The sequence below is a fragment of the Lichenibacterium ramalinae genome (assembly GCF_004137085.1).
In the GTDB taxonomy this organism is placed as follows: Bacteria; Pseudomonadota; Alphaproteobacteria; order Rhizobiales; family Beijerinckiaceae; genus Lichenihabitans; species Lichenihabitans ramalinae.
Genome location: NZ_QYBC01000007.1, coordinates 52,502 through 78,539 on the forward strand (window position 1 = coordinate 52,502; position 26,038 = coordinate 78,539).

Here is a 26,038-nt window from a genome sequence, read left to right on the forward strand (position 1 = left end):
GAATTCTGCGGCCGTTGCGCCCCGCTATCTGACGTACTAATTTTGCTGCGCCACTAGTTCCGGCTGCGAATGTTCATGTGCGCAATGTCGCTCGTTCATTTGGCAGTTCAAAAGGCAGATCTCAACGCAGGAGTACGTTTAGCTTTACATGTTTTTTGTTGCACAGATATTCATCGCCCGATGAGTGTGATGGCAATAACATCTTTGATAAGAACAATTCCCATCAATGGACATGAATACTTCCGGGAGTAACGCCAAAGACCTTTTTGAAGTGTCGGATAAAGTGAGACTGGTCATAGAACCCCAGATCGAGGCCAACCTGAAGCGGATGGTGTCCTCGCGAGATCAGATCCTTGGCTACATTGATCTTGCGCGACATGTAATAGGCGTAGGGCGAGATACCTTTGGCGTGTGAGAAGCTTTGGATAAGGTAGTTTGGGTGAAGGCTCAAGCTGGCCGCAACCTCCGTCACGGATAAGGTTCCACACTGATCATCGGCGATCTGGGCCGCGATATGATCGCAGAGGTATCGAACTGCGTTCGGCTCATTACCCGGACGGATGCTGGCCACGCCACCGAACTGGCTGAAGGTTGCCAAGACCAGCCGATGGATCAACTCCTCGACCTGCAATCGCCAGCCCGGCCGGTTCTCGCAATTGCGCAGCGCAAGGACGAGGTTGGAGGCCGCCTGTGTGATGACCTGTGATCGATCCGACGGCGAGACGTCGCGAAAGCCACGAACGCTTCTGACGCCGAGCATCTCGGTGATGCCAGCCTCGCCGACATAGAGCATGGTGTAGCGTAATCGGCCACCTACGGCTCGTCCCGTGTGGACCTCTTCGGGGTTTATGAGCGTCAGCGCACCGACGGGCAGGACGTGGTCGGACCCGCGGCACCGATAACCGCCTACACCCTCCAAGATCGTTCCAACCGAAAACGTGGCATGCGCATGGCGGCCGAACACATGATTGTCGAAGCTCGCCTCATAGACATCGATGTCGTGCAGCCAACTTAATCGATGAAACCGATTCGAATTCTCTAATCTCATAATATCCCCTACAATGGATTGTAATTGGAATTAACTTTCGATTGAGCTGCGCAGACGTGTGTATACATAGGTAATGTGACCGCTGATTTCGTTTGAGGAGCCCGCTCCAGTCCGGTGATCATGATCATGTGCGGTATGGCGAGGTGGCTATGATATTAGATCCGCTATACCGCATAGGGGTCCTCAACTCGCTGTGGGACCCGAGGTGATTCAACGGAATCATATGAGACGTTTGCCAGTGGTTTGGTTGCTGACAGTCGTATTCTCGGCCGCAGGGTTCCACTGGTCAAGTCTGGATAAGTCAGTTGAATGATCGTTCCGGCTGGCCAGGGGAGGGTCTCCGCGCGCCACGGCGCACCTCCGCCATGAAACGCCAAGCCCTCCGCTTGACAGCGAGTGTGGGCAGCGGGGCCGATCGGAGCCGAAACGTGTCATGCAGTTCCGCTTGAGGCTTCCCGGCGTAGGCTGTCGTCAATCAGTTTGATGCGGCAGTAGCGTGAAGAACGCGGGATTACGTCCGTCAAGGTGTACCCCTACACGCAGCGATGCGTGATCGACGCATGCGGGTTCCCGGGCTGCGTGATCCCGGCCACTCCCCTGGTGAGCTGGCTTGCAGATGCGCGGATCACGCCGCGGCGTCGAGAGTCGCCGTGAGGGGTCGCCAGCTTCACGGCAGTAGCTCGCCGAGGCGCTGGGCTGAGATTGCCCCGGCTTGATGGCTCTTGCTGACTTTGCGTGGATCCGCCGACCTGAGTGCCTTGTCGCAGACACGCGGCCCCAGGGCGCCCATGAGGCCGAGTTCGAGGCTGTCCACGTAATAGTGAGCAAGAGCCACCAACCCGTTCAGTCGCACATGGTCCGGCCGCCACAAGGTTGTATTTCGCGATAGCACCGCCCGGATGCGCTGAGGTGCGACAGCGTGCGACAACGCTACCGGTCTGGGCCCAAGCTTTCCGTCAAGAGGCGAGGAATAGGACCTGAGTTTCGTCCAATCCAGGATTTATGCCTTTAATTAGAACGTATGCTAATTTATCGGAGTAGTGGGAAAACAATGCCGATTGCACCGATTCTCCTCCGTGAGCATACAGTTTCATCGTTCATGAATGTGCGACCAGGGGATCAGCGCACCTTTCTAACGTTAGGACCCGAAGGGACTAGCTCTAAGCACGCTGCTGAACACGTTGCTAAGCTTTGGGGTGGACGCATCGCTTTATTTGACACATACGAGAAAGCTGCGCTCGGCGTCAGAGACGACCCTATAAACAACGCGCTGATCGTTGCTAACGCTTAAGCGCAGATAAACGTCTTCTACATATCAAATGAATTTTGTCCGACTGCAGCCTTTTTCCATGATACGCCCGAATACATAATCGTTTGCCGTCCAGGAGCTTCGATTGGCAAGTCTATGGTTACAATAGCGACCCATCCGGCACCACGCCATCTTATTGCGCCTTGTCTCCAACACTCAAAGGTCACAATTTTAGAGACGGACTCCACCCGTCAAGCCGCAGAGATGGCGTTGCGCGGCGAAGTCGATGGTTGCCTGACGACGCGGACCGCGGCTGACATATTGGGACTTGAGACAATTGCGTCGGTGATTGCCACGATTCCAATGCTGTGGACAATCTTTATCAGCAAGGAGCGCCTTAAATGGGCACCAAAGCCGTTGTAATACTGGCCGAACATCTTCCAGTCGGACTCAAAGCTAACATCGCGGCCGTAATGGGCATGAGTTTAGGTACACACCGACCGGACCTCGTCGGGCCTTCCGTCGCGACCTCCGACGGCATGGTAGCACCAGGCATCACCACCATCCCGATCCCAGTTCTGACTGCGCCTGGTAAATACCTGTCAGCGATTTGGGCCGAGGGCATCGACGCAGGTCTAGATCTTATGGTCCCGTTCACGGACGCGGCGCTTAGGACCAAAACCTATGAAGAATATACGGCCAAACTGACCGTTGTGCTGGCATCGGATATGCCAGTGCATGGGATTCTGCTTCTTGGCGACAAGAAGTCAGTCAATAGCCTCGTCGGACAGCTACCGTTGCTAAGCTAGTGACATGCGCGACGACGATGTGATTGAGCTCCAGAGCGATGGGTTCTTGCGCGGGTCCCCCTTGTGTCCTAACGAACAACCCGTGCGCCTCGTGCGCCTAGCACCTTTCCGCATCGATCGCTACCCTGTCACCAATCGACAGTTCCAACGTGTTCTGGAAGCTGGATTATACCAAAACGCCTCATTGTGGTCTGAAGCCGGATGGGCGTTCATCCAGCGCAACAGGATCGGCAGGCCTAACTACTGGAATGACGACCACTGGAACCAGCCATCCCAACCGGTGACCGGCATCTCATGGTGGGAGGCACTCGCCTACTCGCACTTTATGGGCAAGACCCTGCCTACCGAGGCACAATGGGAGTACGCGGCCGGGTTCGGAAAACGACGCTTCCCCTGGGGCGATGCGGAGCCCACGCCCGAGCATGCGAACTACGCTCCTGGCTGCGAGCCTGCAGAACTCAACCGACGCTCCATGCCGGTCGACCATTACAGCCTGAACATAGCTTCGTCGGGCTGCCGGGATATGGCAGGAAACCTCGGAGAATGGTGCATCGACAACACCAGCCCTGATTATTCCTGGGATACCGACGGGCGCGATCCAGTCCATCTAACTCACGAGAACGCGCCCCATATCGTTCGAGGAGGCTCAGGCCTGCACGACGAAGACAGCCTCAGATGCGCCAGCCGGGACTATTACTCCCCGACGGTGCGCGACAACATCGTAGGATTTCGGTGCGTAAGCCATGCTCCATAAGTGCCAACCCCAGCGTGTCACGCCTCATCTACACAAAAAGCCAAGCTCCCTACGCTACTTTCAGGAGGGACCGGCGCCGATCGACATAGCACACTGGCGCCTAGATGTGCGGGGAGAAGTGCGTTTACCCCTGTCCTTAACGCTTGACGACATTCGCGAGTTCGGTGGTCGCTATCACCACCGACGTACCGTCTGCGTTTGCCTTTGGACGATCAGACGGCATTGGTTTGGCGTGCCGCTCAGTTTGGTTCTGGATATCGCGGGCGTCGATCTTACCGATGATGATCTCTACCTTCAACAGCTGAGCAACGGGACGGAGAAGGGTCGCTACGACTCCACAATCCACTTGCAATCAGCCATTAAGCGCGACGCCGTATTAGCTTTCGAAGTTGATGACGCACCGTTGACATTGGAGACCGGTTATCCCCTGCGCTTAATCGACTTCGGACTATACCAATATAAGTGCGTCAAAGCATTGCGCGAGCTAGTGGTAACTCGTCGAAACGAGCTCGGCTATTGGGAGGCATATGCCGGATACGACCTAGATGGGACTGTGCAGCCCAAGAAATATTACGCCGTCGACCTGCAGAAGAAGATTTGGTATGCGGGCACTGGCGAGATTGACGACGGTGACCTATGAGTTTTTCAGATACTCTGCTGCCTATGGCCTTGTTCGCGCTCGCCACCTCTGCAACTCCGGGACAGGTCAACGTCATCTCTGCCATGACGGGAGCCTCTTTCGGTCCAATCCGCACTATTCCCTATGTCATGGGCGCGACCACGAGCTTCGTGTCAATCCTACTCCTATTGGGCCTGGGGCTGGGTGTGGTCCTGGAATGGATAGGCCGCTTTTCGCCTGCATTCATTGTTGTGGGGTCGGCCTATATGCTCTGGCTGGCCTTCCGGATCGCGACCGACTGCGGGAAGGGGCATTCAGAAACGAAATACCAGCGCTGTCCAGATTTCAAGGCGGGATTGATAACGCAAGTGGTGAACCCAAAAGCGTGGATCGTGTCCTTGTCCGCTATTTCCGTCTACGTGGCACCCCATGTCGAATACAATAGCCGCTTGGCTGTGTTCGCCGCCATCTTCGCCGTCGTTTGCACAGCTTCACTTTTTGGATGGGCCGTAATCGGGTTCCGCGTCGCACGGTTGAGCGGCGATGTCTCAACCTTCAACAAGATAATGGCGGGGGTATTAACGTTCTCGGTTTTTATGATCCTGATCGAGGAATTCTACAAATCAAATATTAGGATATGAATTCAACGAGGGTGGGGCAAGGGTATTACCTACGCTGCGGACTCGCTCTGTGCCGATGTTTTTTGCTGCCCGAACGTTAGGATTCTAACTCAAATAAGTGATGCTTTTGCTGGTAGGATCTCGGTTGGAGAACTGCTCGTGCTGCCTTGTGGTCGACACCACAAAAAACCGCCAGAGCTGAATTAAGAGCAGTGATCGTTCGTTCGATCGTGTCGGGATACGGGCCGGTCGCGATTTTCAACGTGCATCCGATACACCGTATGCAGCGCAAGCCGGTTGAAATCCTGGGCGAACTGGGCTGGTACGGCAACTCGACCTCCTGTCCGATTCCTGCGAGCACCTGGCTGGCGGTCTCCGGGAGCGCACATTCGGCAATCTACGGTGCCGACCGCCTCGCCGAGGTCGGTCTGGGTCCCCGCATGGCCCACCGTCCCATCGACCTGTCCGGCGGGCAGCAGCAGCGCGTCGCCATCGCCCGCGCGCTCGCGCTCGATCCCGAATTGATGCTGTTCGACGAGGTGACCAGCGCACTCGATCCGGAACTGGTGAAGGGTGTGCTCAATCTCATGGCGAGCCTCGGGAGCAGCGACATGACCATGGTGGTGGTCACCCACGAGATGAACTTCGCCCGGCGGGTCGCCACTCAGGTCGTGTTCATGGACGAGGGGCGCGTGGTCGAGGTCGGTCCACCGGAGCGGATCTTCGGCGATCCGCAGAGCCCGCGACTGCAACGATTCCTCTCGGAAGTGCTTTGATGGGCCTGGGTGCCGGACGACCGAAAGCTGTCCCAGAGGGGCGCGGCGCCGAACACGCAGGTCATCGACAGGGCCGAGCGGAGTTAGGCTCTGGGAACGGCCCGATGGGATTGGAGGAGGCTTGAGATGGACAAGGTGAAGTGGGGCGTGCTCAGCACGGCCAAGATCGGCCTGAGTCAGGTCGTTCCCGCGCTGCAGGCGTCGGAGCACGCCACGGTCGCCGCGATAGCGTCGCGGGGGCAAGGCGCCGCCCAGGCCGCGGCAGTGTCGCTCGGCATCCCGAAAGCCTACGGCAGCTACGAGGAGCTGCTGGCCGATCCCGAGATCGAGGTGGTCTACAATCCCCTGCCCAACCATCTGCACCTGACTTGGAGCCTCAAGGCGCTCGAAGCCGGCAAACACGTCCTGTGCGAGAAGCCGCTCACGCTCGATGCCGGCGAAGCCGCGAAGCTGGCCGAAGCTTCGTCTCGCGCCGGCCGCCTCGTCGCCGAAGCCTTCATGGTGCGCCACCATCCCCAGTGGCGCCTGGTGAAGGAGATCGCCGGCAGCGGACGCATCGGCGAGGTGCGTGCCGTGCAGACCGTCTTCTCCTACTTCAACAGCGACCCCTCGAACATCCGCAATCGGGCCGACATGGGTGGTGGCGGCCTCTACGATATCGGCTGCTATGCCATCAATACCGCGCGCTACCTGCTCGACGGCGAGCCCGAGCGCGTGATGGGACTGTTCGACACCGATCCTGCACTGGGTGTCGATCGGCTGATAAGCGGCATCGCGGCTTTCCCGGGCCATCGTCACCTGTCCTTCACCTGTGCGACCCAGTTGAGTCCCTGCCAGCACGTCCGCGTGCTCGGCACGCGCGGCCGGATCGAAGTCGCCGTGCCGTTCAACGCTCCTTCCGGGGCCCCGACGCATATCGCGGTCGATGACGGTCGCGATCTCGTCGGCGGTGGCCGCGAGGAGATCGAGATCGCCCCCTGCGATCAGTACACGCTGCAGGGTGATGCCTTCTCCCGTGCGGTGCGCGGCGAGGAGCCACTGGAATGGGGCATCGCCGACGCCGTCCTCAACATGCGCGTGATCGACGCTTTCTTCCGCTCGGCGCGGTCCGCCGGCTGGGAACAGCCGTAAGCCCGTCCCCTTCGCTCCCCCCACACGAGGCCAGCATCCATGTCCGCTCGCTCCTTCTCGCCGCGCACTGTCGTCGTCGGTGGCGGCATCTTCGGCGTTTCGACCGCCCTCCACCTCGCCCGGTCGGGAGCCGAGGTCACGCTGGTCACCGAGGCGGAGCCCGGCAGTGGCGCTTCCGGACGCTCGCTGTCCTGGCTGAACTCCTCGCGCACACGCTCCGCCGAATATCACGCGCTCCGGATGGCCGGGATCGACCGCTACCGCACGCTCGCGGCCCGGCACCCGGACGCGGACTGGCTGCGGTTCGACGGCGGCCTGACCTGGGACGCCGACGATGCCGGCAACGGGATCGCCGAGGCCTATGCCTACGAGCGCCGCATCGCCTACGACGCTCGCCTGCTCCAGCCCGAGGCGGTCGCCGCCGTGACGCCCGGCGTCGACCGGCGGGCCATCACGTCGCCTGGAGCCATCTTCAACCCCGGCGAGGGCTGGGTCGACCTGCCGAGCCTGATCGACCTCCTGAGCCGGGAATACCTCGCCCTCGGCGGGCGCCTGGCGACCGGCGTGGGACCGTGCCGGGTGGATGTCGCGGGTGGCCGCGCGACGGGCGTCACCACGCAAGGCGGGGAGCGATTCCCCGCCGATGTCGTGCTACTGGCGACGGGGCCTGCCGTTCCGGCCATGGTTGCGGAACTCGGGACCCACATCCCCGACGCGACGCCGATCTCACTTCTGGTCCAGACCGAGCCGATCAGCCATCCGCTGCGGGCGGTGCTGAACACGCCGCGCGTTGCCATCCGCCGTACGCCGACCGGAGCCCTGGTGCTCGACTCCGCCTGGTCCGAGGAAGAGGTCTCGATGCGTCCCGACGGCAGCTACGAGGTGCGCGACTCCACCGTTGCCGGCCTGCTGCGCGAGGCCTCGGCGGTGCTGGAGGGCAGTCCTCGCCTCCTGCTGGCCTCCTGTGGCGTCGGACCCAAGCCCATCCCACGCGACGGCGAACCGGTGTTCGGGCCTCTCGACGGAGTTCCGGGATGCTACGTCGCTTTCAGCCACAGCGGGGCGACCCTGGGGCTGATCGCCGGTGAACTGCTGGCCGAAGAAATGACCTCGCGTGCGTTGCATCCGATGCTGGCGCGGTTCCGACCCGGACGTTTCGCAAGCGCCCCCCATGGGTGACGCCGCCAAGGCTTGGTGGACCGACCGCCGTGGCACCAGCGGGCGGAGGACCTGCCGGCTCACCCCCTCGCGCCGTTCCGCCGAATCGGCCAGCGTGTGCTCTACCGGGCCTACGCGCACCGCGATGCGCGCGCCTGACGCTGCTGTCGATCGAAACGCAAGCCGGGGCGAGATCGAACGGCTGCCGCCCACAGCGAGGTGCCTTCTCCGTGCTCGAAGGCGGAGGTTCGACAGCGAGGAGAGGTCATCAGGCCGTCGCGCCGGTCGGTGCCGACGAGGACAGCCTGTTTTCCCGTCCCGGGTGGGAGCGAAATCCCCTGCAGTCGGCCACACGGCCCAGGTCCCATGGGCTGGGCCGAGGCATTTACCCGGTGTGGGATGAGTGGCTCGACCCCGGCGGGTCGCGGGCAGGCGAGCCGCCGGACGAAACCAGCGGCGGCGCCTCGCAGCCCGACGGGGTGGACCGTCACGCTGCCTTGTCGAGGATCAACACGCCATCGAGGTGGTCGACCTCGTGCTGCATCACCATGGCCATGAGTCCCTCGAACTCCCGCTCCTGCCGGGCGCCCTCGCGATCGCGGTAGCGGACCCGCACGGCGGTGGAGCGCAGCACGGCCGTCGGCGTGTCGGGGATCGACAGGCAGCGCTCTTCGCCCACCGCCTTCTCGTCCGACACCCACACGATCTCGGGATCGACGAAGCACAGGGGCTCGGGCGCACCGTCCTTCCACGCGATGTCGATCACGACGACGCGCTGGAGCACGGCCACCTGCACGCCGGCGAGGCCGCGGCCCTGGGCCGCGTACATGGTGTCGAGCATGTCGTCGAGCAGGGCGCGGGTGTCGGCGGTGACGGCCCCGACGGGCTCGGACGTCCTGTGCAGGATCGGGTCGGGATGCTTCACGATGGTGCGGATCACGGGTGTCTCCGGGTTGTTCGAGGTGGTGGGATCGGTGCTTGGCCGCGCGGGCGGGGCCCGACGCCCGGCCTCACGGGACGGCCGCCCGCGGCACCGAGCCGAGCAGCAGCTTCGTGTAGTCGTGCCGCGGGTCGGCGAAGATCCGCTCGGCCGGCGCGGCCTCGACGACCTTGCCCCTCTGCATCACCACCACGTCGTGGGCGATGGCCTCGACGACCGCGAGGTCGTGCGAGATGAAGAGGTAGGTCAGGCCGAGCCGCGCCTGCAGGTCGCCGAGCAGCTGGAGCACCTGGGCCTGCACCGACACGTCGAGCGCCGACACGGGTTCGTCGAGCACCAGCACCTCGGGTTCGGCCGCCAAAGCCCGCGCGATGCCGATGCGCTGGGCCTGGCCGCCCGAGAACTCGTGCGGGTGGCGGTCGGCGAACTCGGGCCGGAGGCTGACGAGGTCCATGAGTTCGGCCACCCGCGCCCGTGCGGCCGCGCCGTCGAGCCCCCGCAGCGCGCGCAACGGCGCCGTCAGGATGTCGCGCACGGTCTTGCGCGGGTTCAACGAGCCCGACGGGTCCTGGAACACCATCTGGACGCGCCGGCAGAGCGCCCGCCGGTCGGCTCGCGCCAGCTCCGGGATGGAGCGCCCGTCGATGGTCAGGGCGCCGCCTGTGGGCGCGATCAGGCCCACCACCATGCGGGCGAGGGTGGACTTGCCGCAGCCCGACTCCCCGACGATGCCGAGCGTGCGGCCGCGCTCCACCGCGAGCGAAACGCCGTCGACGGCCCGCAGACCCGGCGGTCGGGGCCGCAACAGCCTGCGCGGTCGCCGGAACTCGCGGACGAGGTCTTCGGCCCGGAGCACGATGTCGCTCATTCGTCGTCCGCCCGGATGCAGCGCGCGTGGCGGTCCGGCCCCACCGGGCGGAGCGCGATGTCGCCCGACGTGCAGGCCGGCAGCGCCCGGTCGCAGCGGGGCGCGAAGGCGCAGCCGGTCGGCAGGGCGTCGGTCGAGGGCGGCAGGCCCGGGATCGGCGCCACGCGGCCGGTGCGGCTGCCGAGCGCCGGAACGCAGGCGAGCAGGCGTCGGGTGTAGGGGTGGCGCGGGTGGCGCAGCACCTCCGCCACCGGGCCGCTTTCGACGACGCGGCCCCCGTACATGACGTGGACGCGGTCGCAGAGCGACGCGATCACGCCGAAGTCATGGCTGATGAACAGCAGCGCCGAGCCGCGCTCGCGCCGGAGGTCGTTCAGCAGCCTCAGGACCTTGGCCTGGGTGGTGACGTCCAGCGCCGTCGTGGGTTCGTCGGCGATGATGATCTCCGGATCGTCGGCCAGCGCCATGGCGATGCCGACGCGCTGGCGCTGGCCGCCCGACATCTCGTGCGGGTAGCGCCGCGCCGTTTCGGCGGGTTCGGGGATCATCACGGCGTCGAGCAGCGACACCGCCCGGGCCATCGCGGCACGCCGGCCGAGGCCGGCATGGCGGCGCACGACCTCGGCCACCTGCTCGCCGACGGGGATCAGGGGGTTCAGGCTCGTCCCCGGGTCCTGGAACACGCAGGCGATGCGGCCGCCGCGCACGTCCTGCAGGCGGCGCAGCGGCACCTCGGCCAGGTCCTCTCCGTGGTGCAGGATCTCGCCGCCGACGATGCGGCCCGGCGGCGACGCCACGAGGCCGAGGACGGACAGCGCCGTCACGGTCTTGCCCGAGCCGGACTCGCCGACGATGCCGACGGCCTCGCCGCGCGCCACCGCGATGTCGACGCCGCCCACCGCCGCATAGACGGAGCGACCGACGCGGAACTCCGTGCGCAGGCCCCGGAGGGCGAGCGGCAGGCGGGCGAGGGCGAGCGGCGCCGGCAAGCCGCGGCGCCGCTCCTCGCCGGAGGCGGCATCGGTGCGGGCCCGGCTGCGGGCCGTCCCGCCCGCCTTCAGCTTGGGGTCGAGCGCGTCGCGCAGCCCGTCGCCCAGCAGGTTGATGGCGATGGCGAGGAGCAGGATCACCAGGCCCGGGATCGTGGCGACGTGGGGCGCCACCTGCAGCAGGTTGCGGCCCTCGCCCAGCATGCCGCCGAGGTCGGCCTGGGGCGGCTGGGCGCCGAGGCCGAGGAAGCTCAGGCCCGCGGTTTCGAGGATCATCCAGCCGACCGTGGTCGACACGCCGATGACGATGCCCGGCATGACGTTGGGCAGGAGTTCGCCGAAGACGATGCGCAGGTCGGACAAGCCGCAGAGCCGCGCCGCCGCCATGAAGTCGGCCCGCACCACGGACAGCGCGGCACCGCGCACGCCGCGGGCGAAGAACGGCACGTTGACCACGATGATGGCCATCATGGCATTGAACAGGCCTGGGCCGAGAGCCGCCACGATGGCGAGGGCGAGCAGCAGGTAGGGGAAGGCCATCAGCGTGTCGATGCCGCGCATCAACGCCGCGTCGACGAGCCCGCCGCGGTAGGCCGCCGCGAGGCCGATCGTCGACCCGAGCAGGCTCGACATCAACGCCGCGAACACCCCGACGGCGAGGCTGAGCCGCGTGCCCCACAGGAGACGGGACAGGATGTCCCGCCCGAGCTGGTCGGTGCCGAGGAGGTGCCCCGGCGTCAGCACGGGCTTCAGCCGCAGCGCCAGGTGGGAAGCGTCCGGCGGCTGCAGCGGCAGCACCGGGGCCAGCAGGGCGACCAGCGCGACCGCGGCGAGGAGGAGCGCGCCCGCCGTGGCGGTGCGGTTGTGGAGCAGCCGCGTCAGGGCGGGGGGAAGCGCGAAGCGCCGGGCGGAGCGCGTCACGGTCAGCGAGGCGGCGGGGGCGCTCATGGCACACGTCTCACGATGGGGGCCTCACGAGGCGACGATCCGGGGATCCAGCACGGCCTGGACGAGATCGGTCAGGAGGTTGATGAGCACGTAGGCGCAGGCGACGACGAGGACGCCGCCCTGCACCAGCAGGATGTCGCGGGTGCCGATGGCGCTGACCAGCATGCGGCCGATGCCGGGCCACTGGAACACCGTTTCGACGTAGACGGCGCCGCCGAGCACGAAACCCGCCTGGAGGCCGATCACCGGCACGATGCCGACGACCGCGTTGCGGAAGGCGTGGCGCACCACGACGCGTCGCTCCGACAATCCCTTGGCCCGGGCGGTGCGGACGTAGTCCTGGCGCAGCACCTCCAGCATGGCGCCGCGCGTCAGCCGCACCAGCACGGCCCCCGCCACGGCGGCGAGCGTCGCGGCGGGCAGGACGAGGTGACGGGCGATGTCGAGCGGACCGCCGCCGCCGAACATCTCCGTCATGCCGCCGACCGGCAGCCAGGCCAGCCTCACCCCGAACCAGAGGATGAGCAGCATGCCGAGCCAGAACGACGGCGTCGAGATGCCCACCAGCACCGCCAGCGTGACGATCCGGTCGGCGGCGGCATCCTGACGGACGGCCGCCAGGATGCCGAGGGGCACGCCGACGACGCTGGCCAGCACCAGCGCGGTGCCGGCGAGCAGCAGCGTCGGGAAGAGCCGCGCCCCGATCTCGTCGATGACGGGCTTGTGCAGGATGTAGGAGCGGCCGAAATCGCCGTGGAGCAGGTTGTCGACCCAGACGAGGTACTGGACCGGGAGAGGGCGGTCGAGGCCGAGCTGGTGGGTGACGTCGGCGATCGTGGCGGGCGTCGCGAAGGTTCCCAGGATGGCGCGGGCCGGGTCCCCGGGGATCAGGTTGATCACCAGGAACACCACCACGCTCACGCCGAACAGCACCGGCACCACCTGGGCCAGGCGACGGAGGATGAGGCCGCCCACCCCGTCAGGCCTTGCTGGTGCCGTAGAACGGCGTGGTGAAGGAGGGGTGGAGTTCGAACCCCTTCACCCGCGCCGACGACACGGCGTTCTGCTTCCAGTTGGCCACATACACCCAGGGCGCGTCGTCGTAGACGACCTGTTGGAGCTGTTTGTAGATGGCGGCCCGCTTGTCGCGGTCCGTTTCGGTGCGGCCGGCGTCGATCAGGGCATCGACCTTGGGGTTGGAATATCCGCCCGAGTTGACGGCGGCCCCCGTGCGCAGCGCCAGGGCCGGGTGCATGTCGGGGTCCTGCGTCATGAAGGACAGCTCCGCCATGGCCACCTCCGGCGGCATCGCCGGGATGATCTTCCCCAGAAACGTGTTCCACTCGTAGGTTTCGATCTTGGCCCGGATGCCCACGGCGGCGAGGTCGGCCTGGATGGCGGTGCCCATCAGCACGGGCGACAGCATGCCGGACCCCGATTCCGTCACGTAGAAGGTGACGTCGAGCCCGTTCGGGTAGCCGGCCTCGGCGAGGAGCTGCTTCGCCTTGGCGGGATCGTAGGGGTAGGGCTTCAGGGCCGCGTCATAGGCCCAGGCGAAGGCCGGCGGCGTGACGCTGCTCGCCACCGTGGCGGTGTCCTTCAGGATGTCGGTCACCATGGCGGGCTTGTTGACCGCGTAGTTGACGGCCTGGCGCACGCGCTTGTCGTCGAAGGGCTTCGTCTTCGTGTTGAGCACCATGTACCAGAGGTGCGGCCCCGGCTGCTGGTAGAAGGTGAAGTCGGGCGAAGCCGTGAAGGTGGCGATGTTGTCGGGCGGCACCTCGATGGTGATGTCGGTGCCGCCCGACTGCATCTCGCTGACCCGGGCGTTCTCGTCGACGATGGGCCGGAACACGAGGCCGTCGAGCGCCGGGGCGCCGCGGTGATAGTCCTTGTTGGCCGCCAGCACGACGCGCTGGCCCGTCACCCATTCCTGAAGTTTGAAGGGGCCGGTGCCGCCGCCGTTGCGGCTGAAGTCCTTGCCGAATGTCTTCACCGCCTGGGGGGAGATGCCGGCGAGCCCGCCGATGGCGCCGGCCAGCATGGTGAGCGTCGGGGCGTAGGGCTCCTTCATGACGATCGACACGGTGTGGGGGTCGGCCACCGACACGTGGTCGATCGGCCCCAGCGTGAAGACGAAGGGGAACGGGCCCGTGTCGTGGAAGGGGTGGTGCGGATCGAGCACCCGGTCGAAGTTGAACTTCACCGCGTCGGCGTCGAACGCGCTGCCGTCGTGGAACTTGATGCCCTTGCGCAGCGCGAACGTGTAGGTCTTGCCGTCCGGCGACACGGTCCACGATTCGGCAAGGCCCGGCTCGACGTCGAGGCTGGCCGGCTTGTAGCGCAGCAGGCCGTCGTAGATGTTGCACAGGATGCGGAAGTCGCTGATCGTCACGGCCTGCGCCGGGTCGAGGGTCTGCAGCTCCGCCACGTGGCCCACCACCAGCGCCTTGTCGGGCGTCTGCGCGAAGGCGCGGCGCGTGAACCCCAGGGTTCCCCCCATCGCCCCCACGGCGGCTGTGCCGGCGAGGAGCGTGCGGCGCGTCAGTCTGGCCTGTGTCATGGACGTTCTCCAGGTGGGACGATGGCTCAAGCGTCGACGGGCGGGCGCTCCGCGGCGACGCCGAAGCTGGTTTCGAGGGCGGCGCCGATGCGCAGCACCGTGCCCTCGTCGAAGAGGCGGCCGTAGAGGCTGACGGCATGGGGCACGCGGAACAGCGCGCCGGTGCCGTCCTCGCCCTGGTCGAGCCGCGCTTCGGCGAGCGACAAGCGTTTGCGCGTCGGCGATTGGCGGAAGCCGGCGCGCAGCGCCAGGCAGGGATGGCCGGTGAAATTGGTGATCGTCAGCATCGGTCCGGCGAAACACGGCCCGATCATGGCGTCCACCCGCCCGAACAGCGCGTCCATGTCGCGCATCACGAGGGAGCGCAGCCGGTCCGCCCCCACGAGGTCCACGGCGGACAGGAAGCGCGCCTTGCGGAAGCTGTTGGGCCAGGCGCCGGCCTCCTGCCACGTCAGGCTGTCGTCGGAACCGTCGAGCGTCAGCCGTTCGAAGGAGGCCGCCGCCTCGGCGTAGAGCACCGCCATCAGGGCGTCGTAGGGCAGATCGGGCCGCACCAGCTCCACCAGCTCAAGCCCGAGCGCGCGGGCGTGGTCGAGCGCGGCGCGGTCGAGGTCGTGCACGCCCTCGGCCGCGAAGTCGGCCGGGAACCAGCCGAGGCGCAAGCCGGCGACGGGCTCGGCGACGTCGTAGCCGAAGGGCGCCGCGATCGACGACGGGTCGCCGGGGTGGGCGCCTGCGATCGCGGCGAGCACCAGCGCGGTGTCGGCGACGGAGCGGCACATGGGACCGATCTTGTCGAGGCTCGGGCACAACGGCATGGCACCGGTGCGGGCCACGCGGCCGAAGGTCGGACGCAGCCCCGTGGTGCCGCAACGCACCGACGGCGCCACGATGGAGCCCAGCGTTTCGGTGCCGATGGCGAAGCCGACGAGCCCGGCCGCGGTGGCCGAGCCCGAGCCGGCCGACGATCCGCTCGAGCCTTCGCGCGGGTTCCACGGGTTGCGGGTGACGCCGCCCGACCAGATGTCGCCGTAGGCCAGCGCGCCGAGCGTGGTCTTGCAGACCAGGACCGCGCCGGCCTCGGCGAGCCGCCGCACCACCGCGGCGTCGGCGTCCGGCACGCGGCCGCGGAAGGGCTCGGCCCCCCATTCGGTGGCGATGCCCGCCGTGTCGAGCAGGTCCTTGGCGCCGTAGGGGATGCCGTGCAGCGGCCCGAGGTGGCGCCCCGCCGCCAGGGCGGCGTCGGCGGCCTTCGCCTGCTGCATCGCCAGCTCGGGCGTTGCGAGGGCGATGCATTCGAGCTTCGGGCCGATCCGGGTGATGCGGTCGAGATAGAGGCCGGTCAAGCGTTCGGAGGTGAGGGCGCGGGACGCGATCCAGCCGGCCAGATGCGCGACCGGCGCGAAGGCGATGTCCTCCTCGCGCTCGGGTAGCGGGCCGGGGTCGGCCGCGACGGGCCGGAAGGGTTCGGCGGCCGGCATCGCGAAGCCCGGCGGGCGGGGGTCGAAGCGCAGGGCGGGCGGCAGGTCGTGGGGCAGCGGCACGGCGCGGCGGCGGCGGGCCATGTCGACCTGGGCCTGCAGGTTGTCGGCCATCAGGGCGCGCTCCGTCTCCGTATAGCGCACCCCCATGACGGTTTCGGCGCCCGCGATCATCCCCGTATCGAACGGCGTTTCGCTCATTGTCGACCTCGTTGCCTCGATTTCCGTCATGTCGGCGGCATCCGCGCAGCCCTGAAGCTTCGCTGTTGCTGCAAGTCTCGTGCCGGAGGCGCGGATCTATTGCTCGGCTCACGCTGGCATTTGGCCGTCGTGCCACGATCCCGCGACGATGCTCCCGCTGTTCTCCGGTCCATCAGATGCTCAGATGCTCCAGGATGCGGCCGCGCATTGCGGGGCCGGAAGGGCCGGCGTCGTCGATCTCGCCGCGCTTCAGCACCGCCCAGCGGTCGGCGACGCCGAGCGCGAAATCGAGGTTCTGCTCCACGACCAGCATGGCGGTCCCGCGCTCGGCGCGTTCGGCCCGCAGGATCGCGGCGATGCGGGCGACCACGGAGGGCTGGAGGCCCTCGCTGATCTCGTCGACCAGCAGCAGCCGCGGCCGCATCATCAGGGCGCGCGCCAGGATGAGCATCTTCTGCTCACCGCCCGACAGCGTCCCGGCGCGCTGCCGCAGCCGGTCGCGCAGAAACGGAAAGCTCGACGCCGCATGATCCAGGCCGGCCGCGAGGTCCCGATCCGAGCGCAGGGCGAGCCGAAGGTTGTCCCGCACCGTGAGATCCGGGAAGAGCGGTTGCTCCTGCGGGGCATAGCCGACCCCGAGCGCCACGAGGCGTGCCGGCGAGAGGCCGGCTGAGGCGGTGCCGCCGACCAGCACCGTGCCGCCCTTGAGCGGCAGGATGCCGAGCGCGGTCTTCAACAGCGTGGTCTTGCCCATGCCGTTCTTGCCGAGCAGCGCCACGATCTCGCCCGGCGCGACCGACAGCGAGACGCCGTGCAGCACCGGGGCGGCGCCGTAGCCGCTCGTGACGTCTCGGAGCTGCAGCGGCGGCGGGGTCCCCGCGTGCGGTGCCGTCTCGTCAAGCATGGGCCGCCCCGGCGTAGACGGCGCGGACGAGGTCGGAATCGACCACCTCGGCGACCGTGCCGTCGAGTACGAGCCGCCCTCCGTGCAGCACCACGACCCGGGTGGAGATCTCGCGGACGAAGTCGAGGTCGTGCTCGACCAGCACGGCGGCGCAGCCGAGGTCCGCGGTGAGGCGGCGCAGGATCGTGCCGATCGTGGTGCGCTCGGCCTTGGTGAGGCCCGCCGTGGGTTCGTCGAGCAGGATCAGCTTCGGTTCGAGCGCCACCACCATGGCGAGTTCGAGGGCCTGACGCTGGCCATGCGACAACAGCCGCACCGGGGTCACGAGAGCGGTGTCGAGCCCCGTCAGCCGGAGGATGTCGAGGGATGCGGCCGGAAGTCGGAGTGTCGCGGCCGCCCCGAGCGGGCTCGGACGGTCCCGCGCGGCACGGGCCAGCCGGAGGCAGTCGGCGACCGACAGGCTGTCGAACACGCTGGCGACCTGGAACTTGCGCCCCAGCCCGAGCGCCACGATGCGCTCCGGCGTCATCCCCCGCGTGTTCCGCCCCGCCACCTGCACGGAGCCCTGGTAGGGCTCGGTCCCGTCGCTGAGGCAGCGCATCAGCGTGGTCTTGCCGGCCCCGTTCGGGCCGACGAGGCTGACCAACTCGCCCGGCCGCACCGCGAGGTCGATGCCGTCGAGGACGGACAGGCTGCCGTAGCGCTTGCCGAGGCCCGTGACGACCAGCAGGGGCTCGGCGCCGCCCGCCGCAGCCCCCGCGGCCGGCAGGGCGACGACCGCCGGCGCCGCGGCATCGCGGCGGGCGTTCACCCTCGTCCACCCGCGCCGGATCGCGCCGGCGAGCCCGTCGGGCAGCAGGATGATGACGACCACGAAGGCGGATCCGAGGATCAACTGCCACAGGAACGGCAGGTCTCCCGACAGCGTCGCGCCGGCATAGTCGATCGCGACCGCGCCCAGCACCGGCCCCAGCACGGTGCCGCGCCCGCCGAGCGCCACCCAGATGACGAGTTCGGTGCCGAACAGGAAGCCGGTGTTTTCCGGCGCCACGACGCCGGAGGCCTGCGCGAAGAGGAAGCCCGTGAGGCCCGCCACGCCCGCCAGCGCGACCGTGAGCAGGGCCGACACGCGCGTCGGGCTGATGCCGAGGTAGCTGCAGCGCGCGTCGTTGTCGCGCACGGCGACGAGCAGCTTGCCGGCGTCCGACCGCACGAACACCCAGGCGCCGAGCGCCACGAGGACGGCGAAGATCCCGGCGAGCCGGAAGAAGCCCGGCAGGTCCAGCGGCAGCGTGTCGTAACCGACGAGGCCGCTGCTCGATCCGGTCCATTCCCCGCCCGAGTAGACCAGTTGCGTGACCACGATGGGAAACACCAGCGAGATCACCGAGGCGTAGAGCGGGGTCGATCCGTGGTGGAAGGACAGCCAGCCGACCAGCGCGCCGAGCGCCATCGGCACCAGCACGGACAGCGCCAGCGCCGCCAGGACCCAGGCGGGCGATGAGCCGAGGTGGGTCAGCACGATGGCGGTGGCGTAGGCACCGGCGCCGAAGAAGGCGGCCTGCCCGAAGGTGAGGATGCCGGTGAAGCCCCACAGCAGGTCCACCGTCACGGCCAGCGCCGCGTAGAGCAGCGATCGGGTCAGGACGTTGACCGAGAAGGTGTCGAGCATCTCCGGCGCCACCCAGACGAGGGCGGCGGCGGCCAGGGCCAGCGCGACGGGAGCCAGGACGGCGGGGGCGAGGCCGGGCCGGGTGGCCGTCGAACGATCAGGCACGCGCGAACCCCCTCGGGCTGATGCGCAGCACGACCGCGGCCAGCACCGCGACGGATATGCTGCCGAGGATCGGGCTGACGAAGGTCGACACCAGCACCTGCACGGCGCCGAAGACCAGGCAGGCGACGGCGAGCGCCGCGAAGGACCCGCCCGCCACCATCACCAGCATGAAGGCGCCGATGAGCCAGGCGACGCCCATGTTGGGGTCGACGGAGGTGAGGGGTGTCAGCAGCACGCCGGCCAGCGCCGAGAGGCCGGCGCCGATCGCGAAGGTGGCGAGCCGCACCCGCGCCGTGTCGATGCCGAGCGCGCGGGCCAACGCCTCGTTCATGATGACGGCGCGGGCCTTGAGGCCGAGCCGCGTGCCCTCGAGCAGCGCCGCGCAGGACCCGCCGATGAGCACCGCCGCCAGCACGGCGAAGAGCCGGTAGAGCGAGTAGTCGAGGCCGAAGAGCGCCACCGTCCCGCCGAGCAGGTTCGGCGTGATCTGGACGTCGCGGCCGAAGGCGAGGGTGATCAGCTGGCCGATGACGATGCCGAGCCCCCAGGTCGCCAGGATGGCGTCGAGCGGCCGGCGGTACAGCGGGCGGATGATCAGCCATTCCGCCACGGTGCCGAGGGCCGCCCCGACCGCGAAGGCCAGCGGCAGCGCCGCCCAGGGGTTCAGCCCCAGGCGTGCCGCCACCACGGCGCAATAGGCGCCGACGGTGAGCCAGGCGCCGTGGGCGAAGTTGATGATCTTCAGCACGCCGAAGATCGCCAGCAGCCCCGCCGACACGATGAACAGGATGGCAGCCGTGGTGACGACGTCGAGCAGGATCAGCATGGCCCTTCGGCCTGATCGCCGGTCACTTCAGGTTCGGGCACTGGGCGCCGGGGTCGACGTCCTTGAAGGTGCTGGCGACCTTCACGGAGCCGTCGCCCTGCACCTGGCCGAGGTACATGGTGAGCGGCGCGTGGTGCTGCTTGTCCATCCTGATGGTGCCGCGCGGGCCGTCGAACGACACGGTCGGCAGGGCTTCGAGCACCTTGGCGCTGTCGGTGCTCCCCGCCTTCTCGACCGCCGCCTTGTACAGGTAGACGGCCTCGTATTCGGGGACCGACAGGTCGTTCGGCGTCTTCTCGTCCGCGCCGAACTTCTTCGCCATGGCGGCGAGGAAGGCCTTGTTGGCGGCCGTATCGATGCCGGTGACGTAGGATGCCGACAGGAAGATGCCGGTGGCGTCGGCGCCCATGCTCTTGGCGGTGCCCTCGTCCACGGCGAGGTTGGCGTAGGGCAGCGCGACGCCGGCGGCGCGCATCTGCTTGGTCAGGGTCACGTTGGGGGCGCCGCCCGCCGTCGAGGTGATCACGGCGTCGGGATGGGCGGTCTTCAGCTTGGAGATCACGCTGGTCCAATCGCTGCCGTCCATCGGCAGGTATTCCTCGCCGACCACCTTGCCGCCGGACTTTTCGATGTAGCTCTTGGCGAAGGACAACATGCCGCGACCGAAGGCGTAATCGCTTCCGATGAGGAAGAAGGTCTTCGCACCCTTGTCCTTGATGAAGTCGTCGACGATCGGCGGCACCTGCTGCTCCGGCACCCAGGCATCGACGAAGAGATTGCGGTTGCAGGAATGCCCCTCGTAGAAGGAGGTGTAGATGTACGGCACCTTGCCCTTGGACACGATCGGCAGGGCGGCGTTGCGGGCCGCGCTGGTTTCCATGGAGATCAGCACGTCGACCTTCTTGCCGTAGACGAGCGAGTCGAAGGCCTTCTGGGCCCCGGCGGCGCCCGAAGCGTCGTCGGCGACGTCGAGGGCGAGCATCCGGCCGAGCACGCCGCCGTGAGCGTTGATCTCGTCGACGGCCAGTTCCGCCGCCTGGACGACCGACGGCGCCACGACGCTGTTGGCGCCCGACAGGCCGACCGGCACGCCGATGGTGATCGGGCCGGCGCCGGCGGCATGCGCGGATGGTGCCGCGAGAGCGATCAGCAGCGCGGAGGAGAGCAGCATCGACTTCGACATGGTGGACCTCGTGGGGAAGGGCGTGGGTGGAAGCGGCATGGGTGGAAGCGGCCCGGGTGGAAGCGGCATGGGTGGAAGCGGCATGGGCTTCAGCCGTAGACGTCGGCGCGGCGGTCGCGCAGCACCGAGTTGAAGGCGTTCAGATCCTTGGCGCGGGCGGCCTCGTCGAGGTCGACCACGGCGCTGAGGGTTTCGGGCCGGTCGCGGCTCGCCGGGCCGGCGATCGTCCAGCCGCGCGGTCCGACGATGAGGCTCTGGCCCTCGAAGGGCTGGCCGCGTTCGACGCCGATGCGGTCCGCGCAGGCGATGAAGATCCCGTTCGAATGGGCGGCGGCGCGGTGCAACAGGTTGGCCATGGCGGCCTCGCCGGCCGGTTGGTCCGGCATCGGCACCCAGTTGGTCGGCACGCAGACAATCTCGGCGCCGGCGAGCGCCAGTTGCCGGAAGGTTTCGGGGAACCATCCGTCGTAGCAGATGGCGACGCCGACGCGGCCGAGCGCGGTGTCGAAGACCGGAAACCCGAGGTTTCCCTTGGCGAAGACCAGGTTCTCGCGGTCCCACAGGTGGGCCTTGCGGTAGGTTCCGACATAGCCCTGCGGCCCCGTGACCAGCGCGGAATTGAAGAGCGTGTCGCCGTCCCGCTCCGTGATGCCCGCCACGATGTGGATGCCGAGCTCCCGCGCCAGCGACACCCAGGCGCGCGACGAGGCGCCATCGGGCACCGGCTCGCCCAAAGCCAGCGCTTCCTCCGCGGTTTCGAAGACGTAGCCGGTGTTGGCGAGTTCTGGCAGCACCACGAGGGCGCTGCCGTCCGTAGCGGCAGCCCGGATCAGGTCGCAGGCGCGCGCCACGTTCTGCGCCACGGCACCGAAGACGGGCTCGAACTGGATGCAGGACACCCGGATGGGCGCGCGGCGGATGTCGGCAGGTGGCGACAAGGGGGCTCCAAAAACGCAAAAAGCCTCCGGTCGCGGATCGAGATCCACAGTCCGGAGGCTCCATAGCCTGATGTCTGTGCGGCGACGCTGCCGCCGGGCAACCCTGCCCGATGCCCGCAGACTAGAGCGACGCCGATCGCATGCAAGACGATACTTCGTGCACCGCCTGCCTTTATTCGTCCTTCGCTGCCAGAGAGATGTGCAGGCCGAGGCCGCTCATCGCGTCGTGGGCGGCGACGAGGCTTTCCGCGACCGCCGCCATGGTCATGCGCTTCGCGGTGGCGCGGTCGCGGATCATGCGATAGGCGGCCTCCTCGTCGAGCCCGTTCGACCCCATCAGCATCCGGGTGGCCTTTTCGACGACGCGCCGGCCCTTCATGGTGTCCTCGAGCTTGCGGATCTTCGCGTCGAGGCGCCCCTCGTAGCCGTGCCGGTAGCGCGCCAGGGCGAACTGGGTCAGGACGCCGGCGAGGCGCAGCGGCTTCGTGATGACGCCGTGGGCGTTGACGTCCACGATGCTCTTCAGCGCCGTGGGGCTCTCGTAGGTCACGATGGCGACGACGGCCGGCGCGGCGGCTTCGAGGGCGGGCAGCATGCGATCGGCCGCGCCGTCGTCGAGCAGCGCGAAGACCGTGTCGACCCCGGGCGGCAGCGTCGTGGGTGACGGCCACGCCGCCTCGACCCCGCAGCCGAGGCGGCGGAGATGGTCGAGGAGCAGGGTGCCGTCTTCGTCCCGGGGGTGGACCACCAGGACCCGGGCGCGACGGAGGTCGTCGAGGATACGGCGGGCGCCGGCGCTCAAGGGACCACCGGCACGACGTCGGAGGCTCGGGCCCAGGAAGCCTCGAAACGGGTCGAGGCCAGCCAGGGGTCGGGGCGCACGGGCGCATCGGCCCGCCACAGGATGTCGAACTGGCCGTCCGGCCGCGCCACCCCGATGCCCGGCGTCAGCCAAAGGTGCCGGTTCTCCGCGTCGAAGGCGAGGTCGCCTTCCGGCGCCGCGAACCGCGTCCGCAGCGCCGCCTCGCCCAGGCGGCGCGCGTCGAGGCTCCCCGCTTCGGCGAGCGCCCGGGCGAACAGGTGCACCTGGGCATAAGCGGTCTGCGACCACATGCTCGGCGGCGGGCCATCGCCGAAGCGCTCCCGGAAGCTGCGGTCGAAGCGCCGATTGGCGGGCGAGTCGAGCGCTCCGAAATAGGTGGCGGCGAGGAGGTGGCCGTCGCAGAGGTGGGGGCCGATGGCGGCGATCTCGCCTTCCGCGAGGGTGAGGCTGGCGATGGGGCGCCGGGCCCGGTCGATGCCGGCCTCGGCGTAGAGCCGATACAGTCGCCGCGCTCCCTGTCCCACCATGGTCGAGAAGACGGCGTCGGGTTCCAGGCGGACGATCTCGTCCATGAGGGGACGGATCGCGCCGTCGTCGACGTCGAGCGGAAGGTAGCGCTCGCCCACGACGGTGCCGCCACGGCTTTCGACGATGTCGCGCATCACACGGTTCGACTCCCGCGGGTAGATGTAATCCGATCCGACGATGAGGATGCGCGGTCCGTGCCGGTGCAGGAGGTAGTCGGCCAGGGGGAAGACGGTCTGGTTCAGCGTGGCGCCCGTGTAGAGGACGCTCTCGGAATATTCGAAGCCTTCGTAGATCGACGGGTACCAGAGAAGCCCGTCATGCCGCTCCAGCAGGGGGAGGACGGCCTTGCGGCTCGCCGACAGCGAGCAGCCGAAGATCACGCCCACGCCCTCGTCGGCGAGCATGCGTCGGGCCAGGGCACGATAGGCGACAGGGTCGCCGGCCGGATCGAGGCACAGCGGCGCGATCGGCCGTCCGCGCACGCCGCCCGCGGTATTGATCTCCTCGACGGCCAGCGCCGTGCCGAGCACGTGCTCCGTCTCCGTCAGGCCGGTGACGCCGCTGCGGGAGAACAGCACGCCGACCTTCCAGGCCGGGGGGTCGTCGTCGGGCATCCGTTGCGGCTCCGGGTTTCGAACGCTGCGGGACGACCGCGGCTCTCTGCGTCGAGTTGAAACTAGAGCCGTCGCCGCTCGCCTTGGCTCGCGACTTCAGCTCTAGTGCCATGTTTTTGCGAGCATCTTCACGCGATCAGGTGACTCGACCTGATCGCGATCTGCTCTAGCCCGCTTCAGCGCGCACCATGGCCCATGAAGACATCCCCAGGTTTCACGATCGGGGGTCGTAGACTGCGGTGAACAACCATGCGACAGGCGATCGATTGCTGCGCGATGCGGAAGGAAGCTTCTTTCGGACGCCGCGCGGGGTGGCAAGCCGCGATCCGGCTCGTTCGGCCGAAATTCGTATCACTCGCATCGACCCTGGGGTCAATGGTGGCGAGCAGGCCGGCACGGGACGTCCTTTCGTCCTGCCGAGACGCCGCCACCCTCCCGGACGCTCCCCCGGGCTCCTGGCCGGACCGCCGCGAGACCATCGAGGCGCCGGCCTTCGAGATGGGCCATGGCGGCGAGGGGCCGACCCGGCGACGGCGGCCGCGAAGATCTGCCCTGCTGCGGGAGGAGCCCCGCTACGCGGCGCGGCTCACTTCACCGCGCCGGCCGTGATGCCGGCGATGAAGTAGCGCTGCAGGAAGACGAAGACGGCGAGCACCGGCATCGTCATCACCACGGCTCCGACCATGAGGGCGCCCCAGTGGACGCGGTCGAGACCGACAAGCGCGCCGAGCGCCACAGGCGCCGTCTGAGCGTCGGCGCGGCTCAGCACCAGCAGTGGCCAGAGATAGTTGTTCCAGGACTGCAGGAACAGGATGATGCCGAGTGCCGCCGTCGAAGGCAGGACCAGGGGTAGCGCGATTTGGAAGAAGATCCGCAGCTCGCCCACGCCCTCGACCCGCGCGGCGTCCAGCATGTCCTTGGGCAGCGCCATGAAGTTCTGCCGCATGAAGAACACACCCAATGAATTGAAGAGCGGCGGCACGACCACCGCCGCCCACGTGTTCGAGAGGTGGAAGTCTCGCGCGACCAGGACGAACTGCGGGATCACCACCACCACGTAGGGGACCGTGAGGGTCGCCACCACGAGGGCGAAGAGCACCCCGCGACCGAAGAAGCGGAACTGCGCGAATGCGTAGCCGGCGAGGCTCGTGAGCACGATCGAGCACGCGGTGTAGATGAGGGAGGTCGCGACGCTGTTGGCGATGGCGCGGGGGAACGGCGTCTGCGCGAGCAGGATCGCCCAGTTGTCCGCAAGGGCCCCGCCGAGGCCGAGCGGCACGCCGGGTTGCAGGAAATCCGCCTCGGGCGTCGTGGCGTAGGTCACCATCAGCCAGAGCGGCATCAACCACAGCAGCGCGAGCGGCGCCAGGGTGAGGTGGAGGCCGAGGGCGCCCCGGCCCGGTCTGCGGCTCGTCATGTCCGGCTCCGGAAGAGGCTCACCTGGGCGAGCGAGACGACGAGGGCCAACATGGCGGCGGCGTAGCCGATCGCGGCCGCGTAGCCGAAGTTGAAGGCCCGGAATCCCTGCTGGTAGAGGTACGTGCCCAGCGTTTCCGTCGCGCCGCCCGGGCCGGAGCGCGTGATCAGCTGCGGCTCGACGAAGAGCTGCAGGCTCCCGATGATCGACAGCACGGCCGCCACGGCGACCACGGGGAGGAGCAGCGGCAGGGTGATGCGCCAGAACTGCAGCCAGCGCGGCACGCCGTCGACCTCGGCCGCCTCGTAAAGCTCGCGTGGGATGCCTTGCAGGCCCGCCAGGACGATGATGGCATTGTAGCCGGTCCAGCGCCAGGTCACGGCGATGACCAGGACGGCGAACGCCGAGACGGGCTCGTTGAGCCAGTCCGGCCCCGCGATCCCCAGCGCGGCCAGCGCTTTGTTCACGGCGCCGTACTGGCCGTTGAACAGGAGGCGGAACACGGTCGAATAGGCGACCTCGCCCACGACGATCGGGGCGAAGAACGCGAAGCGGAACAGGGCGCGCGCCCGAAGTGCCGGGGCGTTTAGCGCCACGGCGAGGCCGATCGCCAGGGCCAGCATGGCGGGAACCTGCAGCACCAGGAAGGCCAGCGTGTGTCCGAGCGCACGCAGGAACACCGGGTCGCCGGCGAGGCGGCCCCAATTGGCCGACGGGCTGAACACCGGCACGGCGCCCCGCGTGTTCTGCAGCGAATAGACGATCGACTGCACGATGGGCCAAGCCCAGAATGCAGCGAACACCGCGAGATAGGGGAACAGGAACCCGTAGGCGACGGCGCTTCTGCGCATCGGGAGACTCGCTGGGGGGAGGC

22 protein-coding genes and 1 pseudogene are annotated in these 26,038 nt (G+C 67.7%); 7 read left to right on the forward strand and 16 right to left on the reverse strand.

Annotated elements, in window-relative coordinates; translation table 11 throughout:
• Positions 1–223 precede the first annotated feature (223 nt).
• Positions 224–1,048: an AraC family transcriptional regulator gene (locus D3272_RS09685; RefSeq protein WP_129218965.1), complete on the reverse strand. Its 825-nt coding sequence runs from the start codon at positions 1,046–1,048 to the stop codon at positions 224–226.
• A 1,650-nt stretch (positions 1,049–2,698) separates the two neighbouring features.
• Here D3272_RS09685 and D3272_RS09690 point away from each other — a divergent pair.
• From D3272_RS09690 to D3272_RS09720, 7 genes and pseudogenes are all read left to right on the forward strand, one after another.
• Positions 2,699–3,106, forward strand: a complete 408-nt coding sequence (locus tag D3272_RS09690; RefSeq protein WP_129218966.1) for a DUF2000 domain-containing protein — start codon at positions 2,699–2,701, stop codon at positions 3,104–3,106.
• A 4-nt stretch (positions 3,107–3,110) separates the two neighbouring features.
• Complete coding sequence (locus tag D3272_RS09695) at positions 3,111–3,860, forward strand: formylglycine-generating enzyme family protein (protein ID WP_129218967.1); 750 nt, start codon at positions 3,111–3,113, stop codon at positions 3,858–3,860.
• Entirely contained in the window at positions 3,850–4,500 is a 651-nt protein-coding gene (locus tag D3272_RS09700; protein ID WP_129218968.1) for a molybdopterin-dependent oxidoreductase, read from the forward strand. Before D3272_RS09695 ends, D3272_RS09700 begins: the two co-directional genes overlap by 11 nt.
• Positions 4,497–5,120, forward strand: coding sequence for a LysE family translocator (locus D3272_RS09705; protein WP_129218969.1), 624 nt, complete (start codon positions 4,497–4,499; stop codon positions 5,118–5,120). The genes D3272_RS09700 and D3272_RS09705 overlap by 4 nt, the downstream gene beginning before the upstream one ends.
• Before the next feature lie 389 nt (positions 5,121–5,509).
• Positions 5,510–5,875 (forward strand): annotated as a pseudogene (locus D3272_RS09710) (ATP-binding cassette domain-containing protein); the annotation flags it as partial.
• A 126-nt stretch (positions 5,876–6,001) separates the two neighbouring features.
• Positions 6,002–7,006 (forward strand): Gfo/Idh/MocA family protein, encoded by a 1,005-nt coding sequence (locus D3272_RS09715; RefSeq protein ID WP_129218970.1) that lies wholly within the window; start codon positions 6,002–6,004, stop codon positions 7,004–7,006.
• Between the two features lie 39 nt (positions 7,007–7,045).
• Positions 7,046–8,185, forward strand: coding sequence for an NAD(P)/FAD-dependent oxidoreductase (locus D3272_RS09720; RefSeq protein WP_129218971.1), 1,140 nt, complete (start codon positions 7,046–7,048; stop codon positions 8,183–8,185).
• 466 nt (positions 8,186–8,651) lie between these two features.
• Here the strand turns inward: D3272_RS09720 and def are convergent, their stop codons facing one another.
• The 15 genes from def to D3272_RS09795 form a co-directional block, all read right to left on the reverse strand.
• On the reverse strand, positions 8,652–9,104 hold the full coding sequence (gene def / locus D3272_RS09725) for a peptide deformylase (RefSeq protein ID WP_129218972.1): 453 nt from the start codon (positions 9,102–9,104) through the stop codon (positions 8,652–8,654).
• Positions 9,105–9,174: 70 nt separating this feature from the next.
• Complete coding sequence (locus D3272_RS09730; protein WP_129218973.1) at positions 9,175–9,972, reverse strand: ATP-binding cassette domain-containing protein; 798 nt, start codon at positions 9,970–9,972, stop codon at positions 9,175–9,177.
• Entirely contained in the window at positions 9,969–11,909 is a 1,941-nt protein-coding gene (locus D3272_RS09735) for a dipeptide/oligopeptide/nickel ABC transporter permease/ATP-binding protein (RefSeq protein WP_129218974.1), read from the reverse strand. Before D3272_RS09735 ends, D3272_RS09730 begins: the two co-directional genes overlap by 4 nt.
• A gap of 24 nt (positions 11,910–11,933) precedes the next feature.
• Complete coding sequence (locus D3272_RS09740) at positions 11,934–12,884, reverse strand: ABC transporter permease (RefSeq protein WP_129218975.1); 951 nt, start codon at positions 12,882–12,884, stop codon at positions 11,934–11,936.
• Positions 12,885–12,888: 4 nt separating this feature from the next.
• Positions 12,889–14,472 (reverse strand): ABC transporter substrate-binding protein, encoded by a 1,584-nt coding sequence (locus D3272_RS09745; RefSeq protein WP_129218976.1) that lies wholly within the window; start codon positions 14,470–14,472, stop codon positions 12,889–12,891.
• 26 nt (positions 14,473–14,498) lie between these two features.
• Positions 14,499–16,154, reverse strand: a complete 1,656-nt coding sequence (locus D3272_RS09750) for an amidase (protein WP_129218977.1) — start codon at positions 16,152–16,154, stop codon at positions 14,499–14,501.
• 172 nt (positions 16,155–16,326) lie between these two features.
• Entirely contained in the window at positions 16,327–17,058 is a 732-nt protein-coding gene (locus D3272_RS09755) for an ABC transporter ATP-binding protein (protein ID WP_129218978.1), read from the reverse strand.
• On the reverse strand, positions 17,051–18,730 hold the full coding sequence (locus D3272_RS09760; RefSeq protein ID WP_129219117.1) for a branched-chain amino acid ABC transporter ATP-binding protein/permease: 1,680 nt from the start codon (positions 18,728–18,730) through the stop codon (positions 17,051–17,053). Before D3272_RS09760 ends, D3272_RS09755 begins: the two co-directional genes overlap by 8 nt.
• Positions 18,731–18,827: 97 nt before the next feature.
• Complete coding sequence (locus D3272_RS09765) at positions 18,828–19,661, reverse strand: branched-chain amino acid ABC transporter permease (protein WP_129218979.1); 834 nt, start codon at positions 19,659–19,661, stop codon at positions 18,828–18,830.
• A gap of 22 nt (positions 19,662–19,683) precedes the next feature.
• Positions 19,684–20,844: a substrate-binding protein gene (locus D3272_RS09770; RefSeq protein ID WP_428977978.1), complete on the reverse strand. Its 1,161-nt coding sequence runs from the start codon at positions 20,842–20,844 to the stop codon at positions 19,684–19,686.
• An 89-nt stretch (positions 20,845–20,933) separates the two neighbouring features.
• Positions 20,934–21,782 carry a nitrilase family protein gene (locus tag D3272_RS09775; RefSeq protein WP_207210181.1) on the reverse strand — a complete coding sequence of 283 codons (849 nt, stop codon included), beginning with the start codon at positions 21,780–21,782 and terminating at the stop codon, positions 20,934–20,936.
• Positions 21,783–21,954: 172 nt separating this feature from the next.
• Complete coding sequence (locus D3272_RS09780) at positions 21,955–22,584, reverse strand: ANTAR domain-containing response regulator (RefSeq protein WP_129218980.1); 630 nt, start codon at positions 22,582–22,584, stop codon at positions 21,955–21,957.
• Positions 22,581–23,747 (reverse strand): transporter substrate-binding domain-containing protein, encoded by a 1,167-nt coding sequence (locus D3272_RS09785; protein ID WP_129218981.1) that lies wholly within the window; start codon positions 23,745–23,747, stop codon positions 22,581–22,583. The genes D3272_RS09780 and D3272_RS09785 overlap by 4 nt, the downstream gene beginning before the upstream one ends.
• A gap of 586 nt (positions 23,748–24,333) precedes the next feature.
• Positions 24,334–25,164, reverse strand: a complete 831-nt coding sequence (locus tag D3272_RS09790; RefSeq protein ID WP_129218982.1) for a carbohydrate ABC transporter permease — start codon at positions 25,162–25,164, stop codon at positions 24,334–24,336.
• Positions 25,161–26,015: a carbohydrate ABC transporter permease gene (locus D3272_RS09795; RefSeq protein ID WP_129218983.1), complete on the reverse strand. Its 855-nt coding sequence runs from the start codon at positions 26,013–26,015 to the stop codon at positions 25,161–25,163. Before D3272_RS09795 ends, D3272_RS09790 begins: the two co-directional genes overlap by 4 nt.
• Between the last annotated feature and the right edge of the window lie 23 nt (positions 26,016–26,038).

Excerpts from the sequence above, each read along its gene's own strand:
- D3272_RS09685 (WP_129218965.1), bottom strand. The coding sequence starts at position 1,048 with ATGAGATTAGAGAATTCGAATCGGTTTCATCGATTAAGTTGGCTGCAC.
- D3272_RS09690 (WP_129218966.1), top strand. The coding sequence starts at position 2,699 with ATGGGCACCAAAGCCGTTGTAATACTGGCCGAACATCTTCCAGTCGGA.
- D3272_RS09695 (WP_129218967.1), top strand. The coding sequence starts at position 3,111 with ATGCGCGACGACGATGTGATTGAGCTCCAGAGCGATGGGTTCTTGCGC.
- D3272_RS09700 (WP_129218968.1), top strand. The coding sequence starts at position 3,850 with ATGCTCCATAAGTGCCAACCCCAGCGTGTCACGCCTCATCTACACAAA.
- D3272_RS09705 (WP_129218969.1), top strand. The coding sequence starts at position 4,497 with ATGAGTTTTTCAGATACTCTGCTGCCTATGGCCTTGTTCGCGCTCGCC.
- D3272_RS09715 (WP_129218970.1), top strand. The coding sequence starts at position 6,002 with ATGGACAAGGTGAAGTGGGGCGTGCTCAGCACGGCCAAGATCGGCCTG.
- D3272_RS09720 (WP_129218971.1), top strand. The coding sequence starts at position 7,046 with ATGTCCGCTCGCTCCTTCTCGCCGCGCACTGTCGTCGTCGGTGGCGGC.
- D3272_RS09730 (WP_129218973.1), bottom strand. The coding sequence starts at position 9,972 with ATGAGCGACATCGTGCTCCGGGCCGAAGACCTCGTCCGCGAGTTCCGG.
- D3272_RS09735 (WP_129218974.1), bottom strand. The coding sequence starts at position 11,909 with ATGAGCGCCCCCGCCGCCTCGCTGACCGTGACGCGCTCCGCCCGGCGC.
- D3272_RS09745 (WP_129218976.1), bottom strand. The coding sequence starts at position 14,472 with ATGACACAGGCCAGACTGACGCGCCGCACGCTCCTCGCCGGCACAGCC.
- D3272_RS09750 (WP_129218977.1), bottom strand. The coding sequence starts at position 16,154 with ATGAGCGAAACGCCGTTCGATACGGGGATGATCGCGGGCGCCGAAACC.
- D3272_RS09755 (WP_129218978.1), bottom strand. The coding sequence starts at position 17,058 with ATGCTTGACGAGACGGCACCGCACGCGGGGACCCCGCCGCCGCTGCAG.
- D3272_RS09760 (WP_129219117.1), bottom strand. The coding sequence starts at position 18,730 with ATGCTCGACACCTTCTCGGTCAACGTCCTGACCCGATCGCTGCTCTAC.
- D3272_RS09765 (WP_129218979.1), bottom strand. The coding sequence starts at position 19,661 with ATGCTGATCCTGCTCGACGTCGTCACCACGGCTGCCATCCTGTTCATC.
- D3272_RS09770 (WP_428977978.1), bottom strand. The coding sequence starts at position 20,844 with ATGTCGAAGTCGATGCTGCTCTCCTCCGCGCTGCTGATCGCTCTCGCG.
- D3272_RS09785 (WP_129218981.1), bottom strand. The coding sequence starts at position 23,747 with ATGCCCGACGACGACCCCCCGGCCTGGAAGGTCGGCGTGCTGTTCTCC.
- D3272_RS09790 (WP_129218982.1), bottom strand. The coding sequence starts at position 25,164 with ATGACGAGCCGCAGACCGGGCCGGGGCGCCCTCGGCCTCCACCTCACC.
- D3272_RS09795 (WP_129218983.1), bottom strand. The coding sequence starts at position 26,015 with ATGCGCAGAAGCGCCGTCGCCTACGGGTTCCTGTTCCCCTATCTCGCG.